Source organism: Delftia sp. DT-2 (genome assembly GCF_028401915.1).
GTDB classification, from domain to species: Bacteria; Pseudomonadota; Gammaproteobacteria; order Burkholderiales; family Burkholderiaceae_C; genus Comamonas; species Comamonas tsuruhatensis.
On sequence record NZ_JAQOTI010000008.1, the window covers coordinates 251,821 to 268,501 of the forward strand.

General features: G+C 67.8%; 15 protein-coding genes. 7 read left to right on the plus strand and 8 right to left on the minus strand.

Annotated features, from left to right (window positions below; genetic code table 11):
* Positions 1 to 9 precede the first annotated feature (9 nt).
* Positions 10 to 1,566 carry a benzoate-CoA ligase family protein gene (locus tag PO605_RS16390; RefSeq protein ID WP_013799987.1) on the minus strand — a complete coding sequence of 519 codons (1,557 nt, stop codon included), beginning with the start codon at positions 1,564 to 1,566 and terminating at the stop codon, positions 10 to 12.
* A 174-nt stretch (positions 1,567 to 1,740) separates the two neighbouring features.
* Between PO605_RS16390 and PO605_RS16395 the strand changes: the two genes are divergently transcribed.
* The 4 genes from PO605_RS16395 to boxA all read left to right on the plus strand — a co-directional run bounded on the left by PO605_RS16395 (position 1,741) and on the right by boxA (position 7,322).
* Positions 1,741 to 2,655 (plus strand): helix-turn-helix transcriptional regulator, encoded by a 915-nt coding sequence (locus PO605_RS16395; protein WP_047468179.1) that lies wholly within the window; start codon positions 1,741 to 1,743, stop codon positions 2,653 to 2,655.
* 196 nt (positions 2,656 to 2,851) lie between these two features.
* On the plus strand, positions 2,852 to 4,522 hold the full coding sequence (boxC, locus tag PO605_RS16400; protein WP_272206643.1) for a 2,3-epoxybenzoyl-CoA dihydrolase: 1,671 nt from the start codon (positions 2,852 to 2,854) through the stop codon (positions 4,520 to 4,522).
* Between the two features lie 38 nt (positions 4,523 to 4,560).
* Positions 4,561 to 5,988 (plus strand): benzoyl-CoA 2,3-epoxidase subunit BoxB, encoded by a 1,428-nt coding sequence (gene boxB / locus PO605_RS16405; protein ID WP_272206644.1) that lies wholly within the window; start codon positions 4,561 to 4,563, stop codon positions 5,986 to 5,988.
* Positions 5,989 to 6,014: 26 nt separating this feature from the next.
* Positions 6,015 to 7,322, plus strand: a complete 1,308-nt coding sequence (boxA, locus tag PO605_RS16410) for a benzoyl-CoA 2,3-epoxidase subunit BoxA (RefSeq protein ID WP_272206645.1) — start codon at positions 6,015 to 6,017, stop codon at positions 7,320 to 7,322.
* Here boxA and PO605_RS16415 read toward each other — a convergent pair.
* Together PO605_RS16415 and PO605_RS16420 are read right to left on the minus strand one after the other, a co-directional pair.
* Positions 7,316 to 8,089 (minus strand): aspartate/glutamate racemase family protein, encoded by a 774-nt coding sequence (locus PO605_RS16415; RefSeq protein WP_272206646.1) that lies wholly within the window; start codon positions 8,087 to 8,089, stop codon positions 7,316 to 7,318. The genes boxA and PO605_RS16415 overlap by 7 nt on opposite strands.
* Before the next feature lie 14 nt (positions 8,090 to 8,103).
* A complete protein-coding gene (locus PO605_RS16420) occupies positions 8,104 to 8,985 on the minus strand; it encodes an amino acid ABC transporter substrate-binding protein (RefSeq protein WP_016447309.1) in 882 nt (293 codons plus the stop codon).
* Positions 8,986 to 9,207: 222 nt separating this feature from the next.
* Here PO605_RS16420 and PO605_RS16425 point away from each other — a divergent pair, with 222 nt between their 5' ends.
* Positions 9,208 to 10,443, plus strand: a complete 1,236-nt coding sequence (locus PO605_RS16425; RefSeq protein ID WP_272206660.1) for a D-amino acid dehydrogenase — start codon at positions 9,208 to 9,210, stop codon at positions 10,441 to 10,443.
* A 19-nt stretch (positions 10,444 to 10,462) separates the two neighbouring features.
* Here PO605_RS16425 and PO605_RS16430 read toward each other — a convergent pair whose 3' ends face one another.
* From PO605_RS16430 to PO605_RS16445, 4 genes are all read right to left on the minus strand, one after another.
* Positions 10,463 to 11,083, minus strand: a complete 621-nt coding sequence (locus tag PO605_RS16430) for a hypothetical protein (protein ID WP_156136075.1) — start codon at positions 11,081 to 11,083, stop codon at positions 10,463 to 10,465.
* Between the two features lie 49 nt (positions 11,084 to 11,132).
* On the minus strand, positions 11,133 to 11,786 hold the full coding sequence (locus PO605_RS16435; RefSeq protein WP_047472320.1) for a hypothetical protein: 654 nt from the start codon (positions 11,784 to 11,786) through the stop codon (positions 11,133 to 11,135).
* Between the two features lie 446 nt (positions 11,787 to 12,232).
* Entirely contained in the window at positions 12,233 to 13,138 is a 906-nt protein-coding gene (locus PO605_RS16440; RefSeq protein ID WP_016452275.1) for a LysR substrate-binding domain-containing protein, read from the minus strand.
* Positions 13,139 to 13,156: 18 nt separating this feature from the next.
* Positions 13,157 to 13,729, minus strand: coding sequence for a cob(I)yrinic acid a,c-diamide adenosyltransferase (locus PO605_RS16445; protein WP_047472321.1), 573 nt, complete (start codon positions 13,727 to 13,729; stop codon positions 13,157 to 13,159).
* 181 nt (positions 13,730 to 13,910) lie between these two features.
* Here PO605_RS16445 and PO605_RS16450 point away from each other — a divergent pair, with 181 nt between their 5' ends.
* Positions 13,911 to 14,279 (plus strand): EF-hand domain-containing protein, encoded by a 369-nt coding sequence (locus PO605_RS16450; protein ID WP_016447305.1) that lies wholly within the window; start codon positions 13,911 to 13,913, stop codon positions 14,277 to 14,279.
* A gap of 82 nt (positions 14,280 to 14,361) precedes the next feature.
* Positions 14,362 to 15,786 (plus strand): FAD-binding oxidoreductase, encoded by a 1,425-nt coding sequence (locus PO605_RS16455; protein ID WP_272206647.1) that lies wholly within the window; start codon positions 14,362 to 14,364, stop codon positions 15,784 to 15,786.
* Here the strand turns inward: PO605_RS16455 and PO605_RS16460 are convergent.
* Entirely contained in the window at positions 15,776 to 16,681 is a 906-nt protein-coding gene (locus tag PO605_RS16460) for a LysR family transcriptional regulator (RefSeq protein ID WP_016452279.1), read from the minus strand. The two genes, PO605_RS16455 and PO605_RS16460, sit on opposite strands and share 11 nt — an antisense overlap.

A 16,681-nucleotide genomic window follows, 5' to 3' on the forward strand; every position in this document is an offset into this window, starting at 1 on the left:
AGGGGCTGTTCAGCCGACGCTGGCCTCGCGTTCACGCAGGCGGAAACGCTGGATCTTTCCGGTGGCGGTCTTGGGAAGTTCGTCCACGAACTCGATGAAGCGCGGGTACTTGTAGGCGGCCAGGCGCTGCTTCACGAAGGCCTTGAGCTCGGCCTCGGTGGCGCTGCAGCCGTCCTTGAGCACGACGAAGGACTTGGTCTTGAGCAGGCCGTCGGCGTCGGTCTTGCCGATCACGGCGGCCTCCAGCACGGCCGGGTGCTGCATCAGCGTGGCCTCGACCTCGAAGGGCGAGACATAGATGCCGCTGACCTTGAGCATGTCGTCGCTGCGCCCGGCATAGGTGTAGTAGCCATCGGCGTCGCGCACGTACTTGTCGCCGCTCTTGAGCCAGCCGCCCTGGAAGGTCTCGCGCGTCTTGTCCCGGTTGCCCCAGTACATGAGGGCGGCGCTGGGGCCCTGGATGAACAGGTCGCCCACCTCGCCATCGGCCACGGGGCGGCCGTCCTCGCCGCGCAGCTCCACGCGATAGCCGTCCACGGGCTTGCCCGTGGTGCCGTAGCGGATGTCGTCGGGCCGGTTGGACAGGAAGATGTGCAGCATCTCGGTGGAGCCGATGCCGTCCACGATGTCGGCGCCGAAATGCGCCTTGAAGCGCTGGGCGATCTCGGCCGGCAGCGCCTCGCCGGCCGAGGAGCACATGCGCAGGCTGACCTGCTCGCGCGCGGGCAGCAGGGGCGAGGCCAGCATGCCCGCAAAGCCCGTGGGCGCGCCGAAGAACACCGTGGGCCGGTGCTGCACCCAGCGCGCGAAGGTGGCCTCGGGCGTGGGCCGCTCGGCCATCAGCAGCACGGTGGCGCCCACGCTCAGCGGAAAGCTCAGGGCATTGCCCAGGCCGTAGGCGAAGTAGAGCTTGGCGGCGGAAAAGCAGATGTCGCCCTCGCCCAGGCCCAGCACCGGGCCGCCATAGAGTTCGGCCGTCCAGTACGGATTGGCATGCGTGTGGACCGCGCCCTTGGGCTTGCCCGTGGAGCCCGAGGAATACAGCCAGAAGCCCGGGTCATCGCCCAGCGTGGGCGCCGGTGCGGGCAGCGGCGGCTGCGCCGCCAGCCAGGGCTGCAGGGGCGCAAAGCCTGCGGCGCGCGCCGCCGCTTCGTCGCCGGCCACCCAGACATGGCGCACCTCGTTGGGCGCCCGGTCCAGCGCCTGGCGCAGCAGGGGCAGCAGCGCATCGCAGGTCAGCACGGCCTGGGCGCGGCTGTGGCCCAGCATGTAGGCGTAGTCGTCGGCCGTGAGCAAGGTGTTCACCGCCACCGGCACCACGCCCGCATACAGTGCGCCCAGAAAGGCCACGGCCCATTCATGGCGGTCGTGCATGAGCAGCAGCACGCGCTCCTCGCGGTGGATGCCCGCCGCCAGCAGGCCGCTGGCCATGCGCTGCGCCTGCTGCTGCAGCTGGCCGTAGCTCAGCGTGCCGTGGTCGTCGATGTAGGCGATCTTGCCGGGCCGCCCCTCATTGAGCGCGAACAGGTGCGCGGCGAAATTGAAGGGCTGGGTGAAGTCGATCATCGGGGTCTCCTTCGACATCGGGCATCCGGCCCGACTTGTGATCTTCCGCGCAACATGCAATATTGTGCGTGCACCGGAAAGATAGTTAGAACACCACCGAGCGTCAAGCACTATATTGCATGGCTGGTGTTAACCCCGACTGTTTATCATTCACGCCCTCTTCAAGGAAACTCTATGGACCAGTTCGAGACGGCAGCCCAGTCCGCCGGGGCGGCGGATTCCCTCTCAGAAGCCCCCAGGAACCAGGTGCTGCAGGCGCTGGGCGAGCGTGTGCGCAACCTGCGCTCGCGCCGGGGCATGACGCGGCGCGCCCTGGCGGCGGCGGCCGATGTCTCGGAGCGCCACCTGGCCAACCTCGAATACGGCACGGGCAATGTGTCGGTGCTGGTCCTGCACCATATTGCACAGGCCCTGCAATGCTCCATGGCCGAGCTGCTGGGCGACGTGACCACCACCAGCGCCGAATGGCTGCTGATCCGCGAGCTGCTGGAAGGCCGCAATGAAGAGGATCTGCGCCGCGTGCGCCTCGCCGCAGGCGAGCTGCTGGGCACGGCGCCCAGCGACCGTCAGCGCCACACGCGCATCGCCCTGATCGGACTGCGCGGCGCGGGCAAGTCCACGCTGGGCCGCATGCTGGCCGAGCAGCTGGGCGTGCCCTTCCTCGAACTCAACCAGGAAATCGAGCGCATTGCGGGCTGCAGCGTGCGCGCCATCCACGACCTGTACGGTGCCAACGCCTACCGCCGCTACGAGCGCCGTGCGCTGGAGGAAGCCGTGCAGATCTACAGCGACGTGGTCATCGCCACGCCGGGCGGCATCGTCTCCGACCCGGCCACCTTCAACGAGCTGCTGTCGCACTGCACCACGGTCTGGCTCAAGGCCCAGCCCGAGGAGCACATGGCCCGCGTCGTGGCCCAGGGCGACACCCGCCCCATGGCCGCCAATCCCGAGGCCATGGACGATCTGCGCAGCATCCTCGAAGGCCGCGCCGGCTTCTACGCCAAGGCCGACCACGTGGTGGATACCAGCGGGCAGACGCTGGAGCAGAGCTTCGATCAGTTGAAGGCACTGTTCCTGCCCGCACGCTGAGACGGCGGCAGCACAACCCACGGCATCCAGGCCCCAGGCCTGGATTTTTTTCGCCTGTGCTGGCTGGTGTTTACCCTGGATATGGTCCAAACACGCACTATCGTGCGTGTTGCTGCGTGCATTTTCTGAGCGAATCTGCATAATTGTGCCTGCACCGTATCTGCGACTGCACTATTTTTCATCCAAGAGGCCGTCCATGCACCCGTCCAGCCCCACTGTCGATTACCGCACCGAGCCCGTCCAGTACCGCCACTGGTCGTTCACCGTCGAGGGCGCCATCGCCCGCATGCAGCTGAACATTGCCGAGGACGGCGGCATACGGCCCGGCTACAAGCTCAAGCTCAACAGCTACGACCTGGGCGTGGACATCGAGCTGCACGATGCGCTCAACCGCATCCGTTTCGAGCATCCGCAGGTGCGCACCGTCATTGTCACCAGCGGGCGCGACCGCATCTTCTGCTCGGGCGCCAACATCTTCATGCTGGGCGTGTCCAGCCATGCCTGGAAGGTGAACTTCTGCAAGTTCACGAACGAGACGCGCAACGGCATCGAGGACAGTTCGCGCCACTCGGGCCTGAAGTTCCTGGCCGCCGTCAATGGCGCCTGCGCGGGCGGCGGCTACGAGCTGGCCCTGGCCTGCGACGACATCGTGCTGATCGACGACCGCTCCTCCTCCGTCTCCCTGCCCGAGGTGCCGCTGCTGGGCGTGCTGCCCGGCACGGGCGGCCTCACGCGCGTGACCGACAAGCGCCATGTGCGCCATGACCTGGCCGACATCTTCTGCACCAGCGTCGAAGGCGTGCGCGGCCAGCGCGCCGTGGACTGGCGCCTGGTGGATGCCGTGGCCAAGCCCGCGCAGTTCGACGCCGTGGTGGCCCAGCGCGCGCAGCGCCTGGCCGAGGGCAGCACGCGCCCCGCCAATGCGCAGGGCATCACGCTCACGCGCCTGGAGCGCGAGGCCACGGACGACGCGCTGCACTACCGCCATGTCAGCGTGCAGATCGACCGCGCGCGCCGCAGCGCCACGCTGACCGTGAAGGCGCCCACGCTTGGGCAAGGCCCGCAGCCGGCCACCATCGAAGCCATCGAGCAGGCTGGCGACGCCTGGTGGCCGCTGGCCATGGGCCGCGAGCTGGACGACGCCATCCTGCACCTGCGCACCAACGAGCTGGACGTGGGCACCTGGCTGCTCAAGACCGAAGGCGATGCCGCCGCCGTGCTGGCCGCAGACGCAGCCCTGCTGGCCCACCAGGACCACTGGCTGGCGCGCGAGACGCTGGGCCTGCTGCGCCGCAGCTTTGCGCGGCTCGATGTGTCCTCGCGCACGCTGTTCGCGCTGATCGAGCCCGGCTCCTGCTTCGTGGGCATGCTGGCCGAGCTGGCCTTCGCGGCCGACCGCGCCTACATGCTGGTGCTGCCCGATGACACCGAGCGCGCCCCGCGCATCCAGCTGGACGAATTCAATTTCGGCCTGCTGCCCCTGGTCAACGACCAGTCGCGCCTGCAGCGCCGCTTCTACGAGGAAGCCGCGCCGCTGGAGGCCGCGCGCGCCGCCACGGGCCGCGCGCTGGACGGCGACCAGGCCCTGGCCCTGGGCCTGGTCACGGCCGCGCCCGACGACATCGACTGGGACGACGAGATCCGCATCGCCATGGAAGAGCGCGCCGCCATGTCGCCCGATGCGCTCACGGGCCTGGAGGCCAACCTGCGCTTTGCCAGCCGCGAGAACATGGTCACGCGCATCTTCGGGCGCCTGTCGGCCTGGCAGAACTGGATTTTCAACCGCCCCAATGCCGTGGGCGACAAGGGCGCTCTCAAGCTCTACGGCACGGGCCAGAAGGCCGGCTTCGACTTCAACCGCGTCTGACCGCAGGCACGCCCCGAAACATCCACGGAGACCCCACCATGAGCGCCATCAACTACAGCGAGAAGATCCCCAACAACGTCAACCTCGGCGAAGACCGCACCCTGCAGCGCGCGCTGGAGAGCTGGCAGCCCAACTTCCTGAACTGGTGGGGCGACGTGGGCCCCGAAGGCTCCACCGACTACGACGTCTACCTGCGCACCGCCATCAGCGTGGACCCGCAGGGCTGGGCCCAGTTCGGCCACGTGAAGATGCGTGACTACCGCTGGGGCATCTTCCTGAACCCTGCCGAGGCCGACCGCAAGGTGCACTTCGGCGACCACGCGGGCGAGAAGGCCTGGCAGGACGTGCCCGGCGAGCACCGCGCCAACCTGCGCCGCATCATCGTCACCCAGGGCGATACCGAGCCCGCCTCGGTGGAGCAGCAGCGCCACCTGGGCCTGACCGCGCCGTCCATGTACGACCTGCGCAACCTGTTCCAGGTCAACGTGGAGGAAGGCCGCCACCTGTGGGCCATGGTCTACCTGCTGCACAAGCACTTCGGCCGCGACGGCCGCGAGGAGGCCGAGGCCCTGCTGGAACGCCAGTCCGGCGACGAGAACAACCCGCGCATCCTGGGCGCCTTCAACGAGAAGACGCCCGACTGGCTGTCCTTCTTCATGTTCACCTACTTCACCGACCGCGACGGCAAGTTCCAGCTGGCCGCGCTGGCCGAAAGCGCCTTCGACCCGCTGGCGCGCACCACCAAATTCATGCTGACCGAGGAGGCCCACCACATGTTCGTGGGCGAGTCCGGCGTCTCGCGCGTGCTGCAGCGCACCTGCCAGGTCATGAACGAGCTGCGCACCGACGACGTGGGCCGCCTGCGCGCGACCGGCGTGATCGACCTGCCCACGCTGCAGCGCTACCTGAACTTCCACTACAGCGTGACCATCGACCTGTTCGGCGCCGACCAGTCCAGCAATGCCGCCACCTTCTACAGCAGCGGCCTCAAGGGCCGCTACGAGGAAGGCAAGCGCGCGGACGACCACCGCCTGCACGACCAGCACTACAAGGTGCTGGAAGTGGTGGACGGCAGGCTGCAGGAAAAGGAAGTGCCCATGCTCAACGCGCTCAACGAGGTGCTGCGCGACGACTACATCAAGGACTCCAACGCGGGCGTGGGCCGCTGGAACAAGGTCATGGAAAAGGCCGGCATCGATTTCCGCCTCACCGTGCCGCACAAGGCCTTCAACCGCCAGATCGGCGCGCTGGCAGGCGTGCGCATGAGCCCCGACGGCCGCGTGGTCAGCGAGCAGGAATGGCGCATGCGCGAGGGCGAATGGCTGCCCTCGGACGCCGACCGCGCCTTCGTCGCCTCGCTCATGGGCCGCTGCGTGGAGCCGGGCCAGTTCGCGGGCTGGATCGCGCCGCCGGTCATGGGCATCAACCGCCAGCCCGTGGATTTCGAATACGTGCGCTTCAACTGAAGCGCCGCGCCAGCAGGGAGTCGCCCATGACAGTCGCCTTGGTAGAACACGGCATCCTCACGCAGCACCTGATCGACCCGGAGATCTGCATCCGCTGCAACACCTGCGAGGCCACCTGCCCCGTGGGCGCCATCACGCACGATGACCGCAACTACGTGGTCCTGGCCGAGCAGTGCAACGGCTGCATGGACTGCGTCTCGCCCTGCCCCACGGGCGCCATCGACAACTGGCGCAAGGTGCCGCTGGCGAGCGCCTATCCCGTGGCCGAGCAGCTGCTCTGGGACGAGCTGCCCGAGGAGCTGCCGCCTGAGGCGCTGGTCCAGGCACAGGACACAGGGGACGCACCTGCCGGCGAGGACCTGAGCCAGGCCCAGGCCGTGATCGCGGCGGCCTCCACGCGCGCCCGGCCCGATGACCAGGCCGATACCCAGGTGTTGCGCAGCGCCAGCTACGGCGCCACCGTGCCGCCCTGGTCAGCCGCCCATCCGTACACCAACCTGCATGGTCCCAGAAGCCCCGTCACGGCGACCGTGGTCGGAAACCTCAACTGCACGGAGGCGGGCTTCGACAGCGAGACCCACCACATCGTGCTGGACTTCGGCAGCCAGCCGTTCCCCGTGCTCGAAGGCCAGTCCATCGCCGTCATCGCACCCGGCACCGATGCCCAGGGCCGCCCGCATGTGGCGCGCCAGTACTCGGTGGCCAGTGCGCGCAATGGCGAGCGGCCCGGCTACAACAACCTGGCGCTGACCGTGAAACGCGTCACCCAGGACCACCAGGGCCGCCCCGTGCGCGGCGTGGCCAGCAACTACCTGTGCGACGCACGCATCGGCGACAGGGTCCAGGTCATAGGCCCGTTCGGCCAGTCGTTCCTGATGCCCAACCATCCCCGCTCGCACATCGTGATGATCTGCACGGGCACGGGCAGCGCCCCCATGCGCGCCATGACCGAATGGCGCAGGCGGCTGCGCAAGAGCGGCAGGTTCGAGGGCGGCAAGCTCATGCTGTTCTTCGGCGCACGCACGCCGCAGGAGCTGCCCTACTTCGGCCCGCTGCAAAGCCTGCCGCGCGACTTCATCGACAACAACCTGGCCTTCTCGCGCGTGGCCGGCCAGCCCCGGCGCTACGTGCAGGACCTGCTGCGCGAACGTGCGGCCGACCTGGCGGCCCTGCTGCGCGACGACAACGCGCACTTCTACGTCTGCGGGCTCAAGAGCATGGAGGAAGGCGTGGTGCTGGCACTGCGCGACATGGCGCAGCAAGCCGGGCTGGACTGGGAACAGGTCGGCGCGCGCCTCAAGCGCGAAGGCCGGCTGCACCTCGAGACTTACTGAAGCCGGTGGGTCTCCCGGACCTGTCCATACGCATCGCCGGCCAGGGCCTGGGCCAGTATCCAGGCAGGGTCCACCAGCTCGGCACCGCGCGCCAGCGGCGACTGCGGCAGGGCCAGCGGGATCTCGGTGCAGCCCATGATCACGGGCACATCGCCATGGCGCTGCAACAGCGGCGCCAGCACCTCGCCGAAGCAGCGCGCGGCCAGGTCCATGTCGCCCTGCTTGACGCCGTCGTAGATGCCCTGCATGAGCCGCGCGCGACCATCGGCATCGGGCCGCAGCGCGGTAATGCCGCACTCGGCCAGTGCCGCGTCGTACAGGCCGCTGTCATAGGTGCCCTGCGTGGCCAGCACGATGGCCTGTTGCGCGCCGCCGGCCTGCAGGTGCAGGGCGGCTTGGCGCGCGATGTGCAGTACATGCAGCTGCGGAAAAAGCGCCTGCAGCTGCCCATGCCAGGCATGGGCCGTGTTGCAGGCCAGGGCCACGCTGCGCACGCCCAGCGCCGCCATGCGGCCCACGCCCTGCAGCAGGTGCTGGGCCGGCCCCGTGGGCGACTGCGGGTCCGCGCGCAGCGCCGCGCTGCGGTCGGGCATGGGCAACTGCACCAGCCAGTGCTCGGGATAGGCCTGGTCATGCACGGGCAGGCCCTGCTGCTGCAGGTGCGCCGTGCAGGCCTGCACGAACAGGCGCACGAAATCCGCGCCTGCGGCCGGGCCCATGCCCCCGAGAATGCCCACCGCGCGCGGGGGCTGAAGCTGCTGCTGCATGCTGCGATCCGAAATCAAAAAGCGGGTTTGTCGCTGAGGTCCTGCAGGTTTTTCTGCAATTGCTCGCTCATCGGCAGGCCCAGGGCCACGTTCCTCGGGGCAATGGGCTGCATGAACCACTTGTCATACAGCCTGGCGAACGCGCCCGACTTCATCATGTCGCCGATCACGCCATCGACCAGCTGCTTGAACTGGGCATCGTCCTTGCGCAGCATGCAGGCATAGGGCTCGACCTGCAGCGAGTCGGCCACCACCTCGAAGTCCCCGGGGTTCTTGGCCGTGGGGATCAGGCCGAAGAGCAGGATGTCGTCCATGCCGAAGGCCGCGGCGCGGTCGTTCTCCACCAGCAGGAAGCCGTCCGCATGGTCCTTGGCCATGACGATGTTCATGCCCCAGGCCTTGTCGGCATTGGCCTTGCGCAGCACCTGCAGGTTGGTGGTTCCCGTGGTGATGGCCACGGTCTTGTCCTTGAGGTCGGCGTAGTTTTTGATGCCCGAGCTCTTCTTCACCAGCAGCCGCGTGCCCGTGTAGAAATGGTTGATGGCAAAGGCCACCTCCTTGCCGCGCACCGTGTTGTTGGTGGTCGAGCCGCATTCCAGGTCGATGGTGCCGTTGGCCAGCAGCGGCATGCGGTTCTGCGAGGTCACGGCCTGCCACTGCACCTTCAGATCGGGTCGGTTCACCGCCTTCTTCACGGCCTCGGCCACGGCCTGGGACATCTCCACCGTCATGCCGATGGGCTTGCCGTTGTCCAGGTAGCTGAAGGGCACGGAGGACTCGCGGTAGGCCAGCGTGATGCGGCCGCTGTCGCGCACCTTGGCCAGCGTGTCGGCATGGGCTGCAGCCAGGCCTCCCAGGGCCAGGGCCGCGCACAGCGCGGTGGTGTGAAGTTGCATGCTTGTCTCCTCGTCTTTGGTGGATGTGCGGCCAGTGTAGGAAGGGCGGCGGCCTTTGCGGAATGACAATATCGGGCCGGTCCATGCCCGCCGGTTATGGGCTGTCGCCCTGCCCTGAGCAGCAGCCCCCGGCCATAACCTGCGTGCATGGCCTGTGTGCCAAATGCCATGGCCCGGCCTGCCGCGCGCGGCCTACAGTGCAGCTGCATGGAGAAACGATCAATGCATGTCTGCATCGTGGGCGCCGGCATCGTCGGCCTGGCAACGGCCTGGGCGCTGCGGCAGGCCGGCCACCGCATCACCGTGCTGGACCGCGCACAGGGCCCCGCCCAGGGCGCCAGCGGCGGCAATGGCGCGCAGCTGAGCTATTCCTACGTGCAGCCGCTGGCCGATCCCGGCATCTGGAAGATGCTCCCCCGCCTGCTGCTGCAAAAGGATTCGCCGCTGGCCTTCCGCCTGCGCGCCGACCCCGCGCAATGGGCCTGGGGACTGCGCTTTCTGGGCGCCTGCAATGCCCATGCCTCGGCCGAAGGCACGCGCGCCCTGCTGGCCCTGGCCGCCGAAAGCCGCCAGGCCTTCGAGTCGCTCCAGGCCGTCGAAGCACTGGCCTGCGACCTGCACACGCCGGGCAAGCTGGTGCTCTACCCCACCCAGCAGGCGCTGGATGCCGCCGCGCAGCAGGTGGCGCTGCAAGCGGGCCTGGGCGGTGCGCCGCAGCGCATCGTCAACGCCGCCGAAGTGGCGCGCATCGAACCCGCGCTCGCCGGCTACGCGCAGCGCATTGCAGGCGCCGTACACACGCCCAGCGAGGCCGCCGCCGACTGCCGCCTGCTGTGCGAACAACTGGCCGCCCGGCTCACCGCACGCGGCGCCGAACTGCGCTACGGCGTGGAGCTGCAGGGCTTCGAGCGCGAAGGCGACGCCATCACCGGCCTGCGCACCGCCGCAGGCCCGTTGCCGCTGCGCGCCGACCACTACGTGCTGGCCAGCGGCTGGGAAAGCGCGGTCCACGCGCGACAGCTGGGCCTGCGCATTCTCGTCTACCCGCTCAAGGGCTACAGCATCACCGCCGATGCCGCCGCGCAACTGCCGCACGCCGCACCCCGGGTCAGCGTCACCGACACCGCACGCAAGGTCGTCTTCGCACGCATCGGCGAACGCCTTCGCGTGGCCGGCATGGTGGAGATCGTGGGCCGGGACACGCGCACCGACCCGCGCCGCATCGCCAGCCTGCGCCGCTCCACGCAGGAGGTCTTCGCCGACCTGCCGCTGGACGGCGACCTCCACCCCTGGACCGGCATGCGCCCCGCCACACCCACCGGCCTGCCCCTCACCGGCCGCCAGCGCGGCGGTCCGCGCAACCTGTGGCTGCAGACGGGGCATGGCGCGCTGGGGCTGACGCTGGCGTTCGGGTCGGCACAGAGGCTGGTGGGGCAGATGGAGGCGGACGATCTGTAGAACCCGGTCCCGCAGCCACCTATGTCATGTCGCCACTCAATCTCCGTACGAGTTGCCAGTCGTCCTTGGACCAGCCATGTCGGGCATCCACCGACATGGCTGCGGCGCCAATCAAGGCAAGCCAACCGCTGGCCTCCACACTTCTCAACGGCTCCCATGACGGCCGCTGGGCTATTTGCTGCCAATCCGAACCATGGCAGCCAGTGCACTTTGTCAGCGTGTCATCAGGCCGCAGTGGTTCGACCGTGACCGTCCCGGGTGGCACTTCGCCCCACTCAGCGATAAGCGTGTCCAGCGAAACCGTTGAAGGCACGCCGCCTCGACCCAAAAACCACTTGAGAAAGCGCTCCCAGAGCGAAACATCGGGCGGCGCATTCCGTGAGTCGGTGTCGCGTGCTTTAAGCCAAGCGTCGTGAGACATTATCTTGGCGTAGACCACCAAAATGCATCTGCTGGATCCTGCCTGACAGATGGTCACCGTATCTCCACGCTTCCATTGTCCAATCGACAACGATGAGTTGACCGTCCCCAAGATAAATTTAGCAATATCGGCATCGTTCCAACCGCGCGGATCTTCTTGGGTGTCGGATACGCCACGCCAACTCGCGGCAATGAGCAGTGCGGCAAGCGCGATGATCACCAGTGAGCGCCACGTTTCGGAGAGGCGTGGTGAGATTGATGTTGTCTGACTAGCCACCACAGCATCTCCTCACTAGCTCCTGAGCCATATCAGTCGCACGCTGGCGCCCTTCCGGCGGCACCCGCTGGTCTATGCTCTGAAGCAAATTGGCTTGCAAGGACACATCGCCGCTGGCTTTGGCATTCGCATATAAGTAGGCCCATACCTCGGCCGGCCGCGGCTCTCCCCATGTGGGGTTGTATCGGATGGAGGCCATCATGATCAGCGCATCGACATAGCCTCGGTCGATCAGGGCATTGAGGTAGGCCAGGGTGGTGCGCCGGAATTCGTCGAGGCGCTCTGGGTCCTTCATCACATGCTCCAGATCCCGGGTCCAGTAGGCCCCCCCGTAATTCATCATGCTCTGGGGATCGCCCTGGGCCGCTAGCAGGGCGGTCCATCCATCTGCCCTGGCATATGCGTCCTCGGGAAGCTCACCGCAGCCGGGCCGCGCCTTGGCCCCTTCCTCACGCAGCAGAGTCTGGGCCATCGCATGTCCTGCAGGATCGGAAGCCGGGGAAGCCCACTGCGCCATGCGCCCGTAGAGGGACACCATCCAGCAACGCTCCAATGCCTTGTGGAGTTTGGCGACTTCGCCGGCCTGGTCCAGCGTGACCTCGCTGCGGGCAAGCCGGTTGTACAGAATCTCCGCCGATGCATCCACGACAACGGCAGGAAACGCCTTGGCTCTAGGTGCCGCGGGGGGCGCCACCGGCACGGGCGCCGGTACGGAAGCGATCGCCGGTGGAGCGGGAGTTTCAGGTGCTGGCGCAGCAGGCTCGGAAGCTTGCGCAGGTGGCTTGGTTGCGCTCACCTGTGCATGCCTGACCTCAGGCGCTGGTTCGGCAAAAAAGATGAGCGCCAGCCCACCGGCAAAGGCAAGAGCAGCACATGCCCAGGCAACGACCTGCCAGCGCGGACGCAAAGCTCCTGAATTTCTCATGACCCTCCTTCATGACGATGCAGTTGTCAGATCCCGGGCAATGATTGTGAATAATTCTCATTAACAAATCAATCGATCATGAGAATTCAGTTGAATTTGGCAATCGATCGTGCCAATGACCACGGCGCACCAGCCGCAGTCCAGCAGGCATGCTTGTATGAACGGCTTCAACCAGCCAGCAACTCGCGCAAGGCCTTGCGCATTTCCTCGGTCATTGCCCGCGCCAGCACCGACCCCGGCCGCTGGGGCAGGCTCAGGGCATTCACACCCACCGTGATGCGCGGCAGCAGGGGCACGACATGGACCTTGCGGCGGTCGGCGGCCAGGGCGGTGCAGCCGTCCATGATGGCGGCGCCCAGGCCGTACTCGGCCATGGACAGGGCCGCGTGGTAGGTCTGCACGGTGACCACGGGCGACAGGCCCACGCCGTGCTCGCGGCAGGCCTGGCCCAGGCGCATGCCCAGCGGGTCGCGCGCATCGAGAGCGACCACGGGCAGCTCGGCCAGGTCCTTGAGCTCCATCCCCTCTTCGCGCACGCGCGAGGGCGGCAGCAGGCCCTTGGGCAGCACGCAGAACATGTCCACCTCGGCCAGCAGCTCATGCTCCAGCGCGGGCTGGCCCACGGAGCTGATGACGAAGCCCACGTCGGCCTCCTGCAGCAGCAGGGCCGAGACCACCTGGGGCGTGTGCAGCGCCTGCACATGGACCTGCACCTGCGGGTGGCGGCGCCGAAAGCCGGCCACGGCGCGCGGCAGCACCTCGCGGCTGAGCGCGAAGACGGTGAGCACGGTGAGCCGGTCCGCTGCCCGGCCATGGCGCAGGTTGTCGGCCAGGCGCTGGACCTCGTCGAGCTGCTCGAACAGCTTCTCGATGTGGGGGAACAGCGCCAGCGCCTCATTGGTGGGCGTGAGCCGCCCGCGTGCGCGCTGGAACAGCGCAAAGCCCAGCTGCAGCTCCGCGTGCTGCAGGGTGCGGCTGACGGCCGGCTGGGTGATGTTGATCAGCCGTGCGGCAGCGCTGACGCTGCCGGTCTGCATGACGGCATTGAAGACCTCGATGTGGCGCAGGCGCATGGGCCGTCCTCAGCACGGTCACTCTTGAGCGGACTGCGCGCGCGCCAGCCGCTCGCTTTTCCAGTACACGTCGTCGCCGCCATCCATGCGGTTGAGCACGCGTGCCAGCACGAACAGCAGGTCGGACAGGCGGTTCAGGTATTGGCGCGGCGCGGGCCGCATGGCCTCGCCCTGCTCCAGCGCCACCACCATGCGCTCGGCGCGGCGCGCCACGGTGCGGCAGACATGGGCCTGGGCCGCTGCGCGGCTGCCGGCCGGCAGGATGAATTCCTGCAGCCGGGGCAGCTGCGCGTTGTAGTGGGCCAGCGCTTCATCGAGCTGCAGCAGGGCGTCGTCCTTGAGCAGTTCATAGCCGGGAATGGACAGCTCGCCGCCGAGGTTGAACAGCTGGTGCTGCACATCGACCAGCAGCTCGCGCACGTCCTCGGGCAGGGCCTCGCACAGCAGCAGGCCGATGTGGGAATTGAGCTCGTCCACATCGCCCATGGCGTGCGGGCGGCCGCTGTTCTTGGAGACGCGCGTGTTGTCGCCCAGGCCCGTGCTGCCGTCGTCTCCGGTGCGCGTGGCGATCTGTGTCAAACGGTTGCCCATGGGCGTTCTCCTTGGCGGTGCGGGGGTGGAAAGCCGGACCCGTAACGGCCCAACACCCAATTGTGCGTTACAGGCGGCACGCAAATGTTGTAGCAGGCAACAGCCGGCAAAAGTGCTGGCCCTGCTGCGCTGCAACAGGTGGAATGCAGTCATGTTCCACGTTCGACAAGGAGTTCGACACATGACCTCTCAACTGCGCAAAGTCTCTGGTTTTGAAATCCGCAGCGTGATGTTGTTCGCGGCCATTTCGCTGGGCAGCGTTGCTGCCATGGCGCAGACATCTACTCCCGCTGCGCCTCCTTCGCAGGCCTCCTTTGGAGCCGGTAGCGGTCCTGCCACCGGCGTACAAGCAGCGCCGGCCCCTTCGTCGGCCGGCGCCAACGAGGTGCAAGCCGCATTCGACCGCGCCGACACCAACCGGGACGGCAAGCTGAGCAAGAAGGAGGCCGAGGCCCTGCCCGCCGTGAGCAGCAATTTCGCCCAGATCGATGCCGACAAGAACGGATCGCTGTCGCGCGATGAATTCAGCAAGGCTGTCCAGCCGCGCTGACACCCGGATGCCTGGCGGCTGACCCACACGGTTGGGCGGCAGGGCCGGTGGTATTCTTTCCAGTTCCCCCTGGAGAACACCGATGAACGCCCCTGTCGCCCCCGTCCGCCTGCAGCCTGACTTCGCTCAGCGCTCCATCCCCGAAGCCTTCCTCCAAGCCCTGGCCCAGCGTTTCGGCGCCCAGTGCTCCACGGCTTTGGCGGTGCGCGAACAGCACGGCCGCGACGAGGGCGCCATCCAGGCGCCCCCGCCTGCGGCCGTGGTCTTTGCCGAAAGCACGCAGGACGTGCAGGACGCGCTGAAGCTGGCCGACCAGCATGCCGTGCCGGTCATCCCCTACGGCGCCGGTTCATCGCTCGAAGGCCATCTGCTGGCCGTCGAAGGCGGCATCAGCCTGGACCTGAGCCGCATGAACCGCATTCTCTCGGTCAACACCGAGGACCTGACGGTCACCGTGCAGCCCGGCATCACGCGCAAGCAGCTCAATGATGCCATCAAGGACACGGGCTTCTTCTTCCCCATCGATCCCGGCGCAGATGCCTCCATCGGCGGCATGACCGCCACGCGCGCCAGCGGCACCAATGCCGTGCGCTACGGCACCATGCGCGAGAACGTGCTGGCGCTGGAAGTGGTGACCGCCAGCGGCGACATCATCCGCACGGGCACGCGCGCCAAGAAGAGCAGCGCGGGCTACGACCTCACGCGCCTGATCGTGGGCAGCGAGGGCACGCTGGGCGTGGCCACCGAGATCACGGTGCGCCTGTACCCGCTGCCCGAGGCCGTGAGCGCGGCCATCTGCTCCTTCCCCAGCATCGAGGCCGCCGTGCGCACGGTGATCCAGACCATCCAGATGGGCGTGCCTATTGCCCGCGTGGAGCTGGTGGACGTGAACTCGGTGCGCATGGTCAATGCCTACAGCAAGCTCACGCTGCGCGAGGAGCCCATGCTGCTGATGGAGTTCCACGGCTCGCCCACGGGCGTGAAGGAGCAGGCCGAGATGGTGCAGGACATTGCGGGCGAGTTCGGCGGCAACGCCTTCGAATGGGCCGAGCGTCCCGAGGACCGCACGCGATTGTTCACGGCCCGCCACAACGCCTATTTCGCGGCTGTCTCCAGCCGCCCCGGCTGCCGCTGCATCACCACCGACGCCTGCGTGCCCATCAGCCGCCTGGCCGATGCGCTGCTGGACTCGGTGCGCGAGGCCGATGACAGCGGCATTCCCTACTTCCTCGTCGGCCACGTGGGCGACGGCAACTTCCACTTCGGCTACCTGATCGACCCGGACAACGAGGACGAGCGCTCGCGCGCCGAGCAGCTCAACCACCAGCTGGTGTCGCGCTCCATTGCGCTGGGCGGCACCTGCACGGGCGAGCATGGCGTGGGCATCCACAAGATGAATTTCCTGCGCGAGGAAGCCGGCGACGGCGCGGTGCAGATGATGCGCTCCATCAAGCAGGCGCTGGACCCGAAGAACATCCTGAATCCCGGGAAAATCTTCAGCCTCTGAGTCCCTCCGCCTCGGCCTTCTCGCGCAGGAAGTCGATCAGCGTGGTGATGGCCCGCGTCTGGTAGCGGGACGGCATGTACAGCAGGTACTGGCGCGTGGCCAGAAAGTCCAGGCTGCCCGGCGGCAGCGGCAGGCGCTCAAGCGCGCCGCTGGCCAGTTCGGCCGCCACCATGTAGCGCGGCACCACGGCCACGCCCAGGCCCTGCAGCACGGCATCGCGCAGGAAATGGAAGTTGGGCGACATCAGGCGCGGGCGTATGCGCAGCTCGGTGGGCCGGGCGCCGTTCATGCCCGCCGTGCGCAGCTTCTGGCCCGTGAGCGCCGAGGTGATCAGCGGCACGCGCTTGAGCGCCAGCAGCGAGTCGGGATGGCCATGCTGCGCCAGGAACTGCGGCGTGGCGCAGGCCTCGTAGAGCACATCGCCGAGCTTGCAGGCCACCAGGCTTTCGGGCGGCTCGGTCATCACGCGCACGGCGAAGTCCACGGCGCCCTGCATCAGGTCCTCGATGTCGTTGTCGAAGATCACCTCCAGCGTGATGCCCGGGTGCATGCGCATGAACTCCGTCAGCCAGCCCGACATCTGCAGCTGGCCGTAGCCGCTGGGCACGCTCAGCCGCACGGTGCCCTGCAGGCTCTGGCCCAGGCTGTCCACCGACTCGGCCGCCGCCATGACCTCCTGGCGTATCGCCCGTCCATGCGCGTACAGGCGCAGGCCCAGCTCGGTGGGCTCGACCTGTCGCGTGGTGCGGCGCAGCAGCTGCTGGCCGATCTGGCGCTCGAACTGGTTGAGCCGGTGGCTGACGTTGGCGCGGCTCATGCCCAGGCGCACGGCGGCGCGGCTCAGGTTGCCGGCTTCGATGATGTCCACCAGCAGGGACAGTCCGCCCAGATCCAT

Bases quoted from the DNA above. Each gene is read 5' to 3' on its own strand.
- PO605_RS16450 (WP_016447305.1), top strand. From the start codon at position 13,911: ATGACCTCTCAACTGCGCAAAGTCTCTGGTTTTGAAATCCGCAGCGTG.
- PO605_RS16420 (WP_016447309.1), bottom strand. From the start codon at position 8,985: ATGCAACTTCACACCACCGCGCTGTGCGCGGCCCTGGCCCTGGGAGGC.
- PO605_RS16440 (WP_016452275.1), bottom strand. From the start codon at position 13,138: ATGCGCCTGCGCCACATCGAGGTCTTCAATGCCGTCATGCAGACCGGC.
- PO605_RS16415 (WP_272206646.1), bottom strand. From the start codon at position 8,089: ATGCAGCAGCAGCTTCAGCCCCCGCGCGCGGTGGGCATTCTCGGGGGC.
- PO605_RS16425 (WP_272206660.1), top strand. From the start codon at position 9,208: ATGCATGTCTGCATCGTGGGCGCCGGCATCGTCGGCCTGGCAACGGCC.
- PO605_RS16390 (WP_013799987.1), bottom strand. From the start codon at position 1,566: ATGATCGACTTCACCCAGCCCTTCAATTTCGCCGCGCACCTGTTCGCG.
- boxB (WP_272206644.1), top strand. From the start codon at position 4,561: ATGAGCGCCATCAACTACAGCGAGAAGATCCCCAACAACGTCAACCTC.
- PO605_RS16460 (WP_016452279.1), bottom strand. From the start codon at position 16,681: ATGGATCTGGGCGGACTGTCCCTGCTGGTGGACATCATCGAAGCCGGC.
- PO605_RS16445 (WP_047472321.1), bottom strand. From the start codon at position 13,729: ATGGGCAACCGTTTGACACAGATCGCCACGCGCACCGGAGACGACGGC.
- boxC (WP_272206643.1), top strand. From the start codon at position 2,852: ATGCACCCGTCCAGCCCCACTGTCGATTACCGCACCGAGCCCGTCCAG.
- PO605_RS16455 (WP_272206647.1), top strand. From the start codon at position 14,362: ATGAACGCCCCTGTCGCCCCCGTCCGCCTGCAGCCTGACTTCGCTCAG.
- boxA (WP_272206645.1), top strand. From the start codon at position 6,015: ATGACAGTCGCCTTGGTAGAACACGGCATCCTCACGCAGCACCTGATC.
- PO605_RS16395 (WP_047468179.1), top strand. From the start codon at position 1,741: ATGGACCAGTTCGAGACGGCAGCCCAGTCCGCCGGGGCGGCGGATTCC.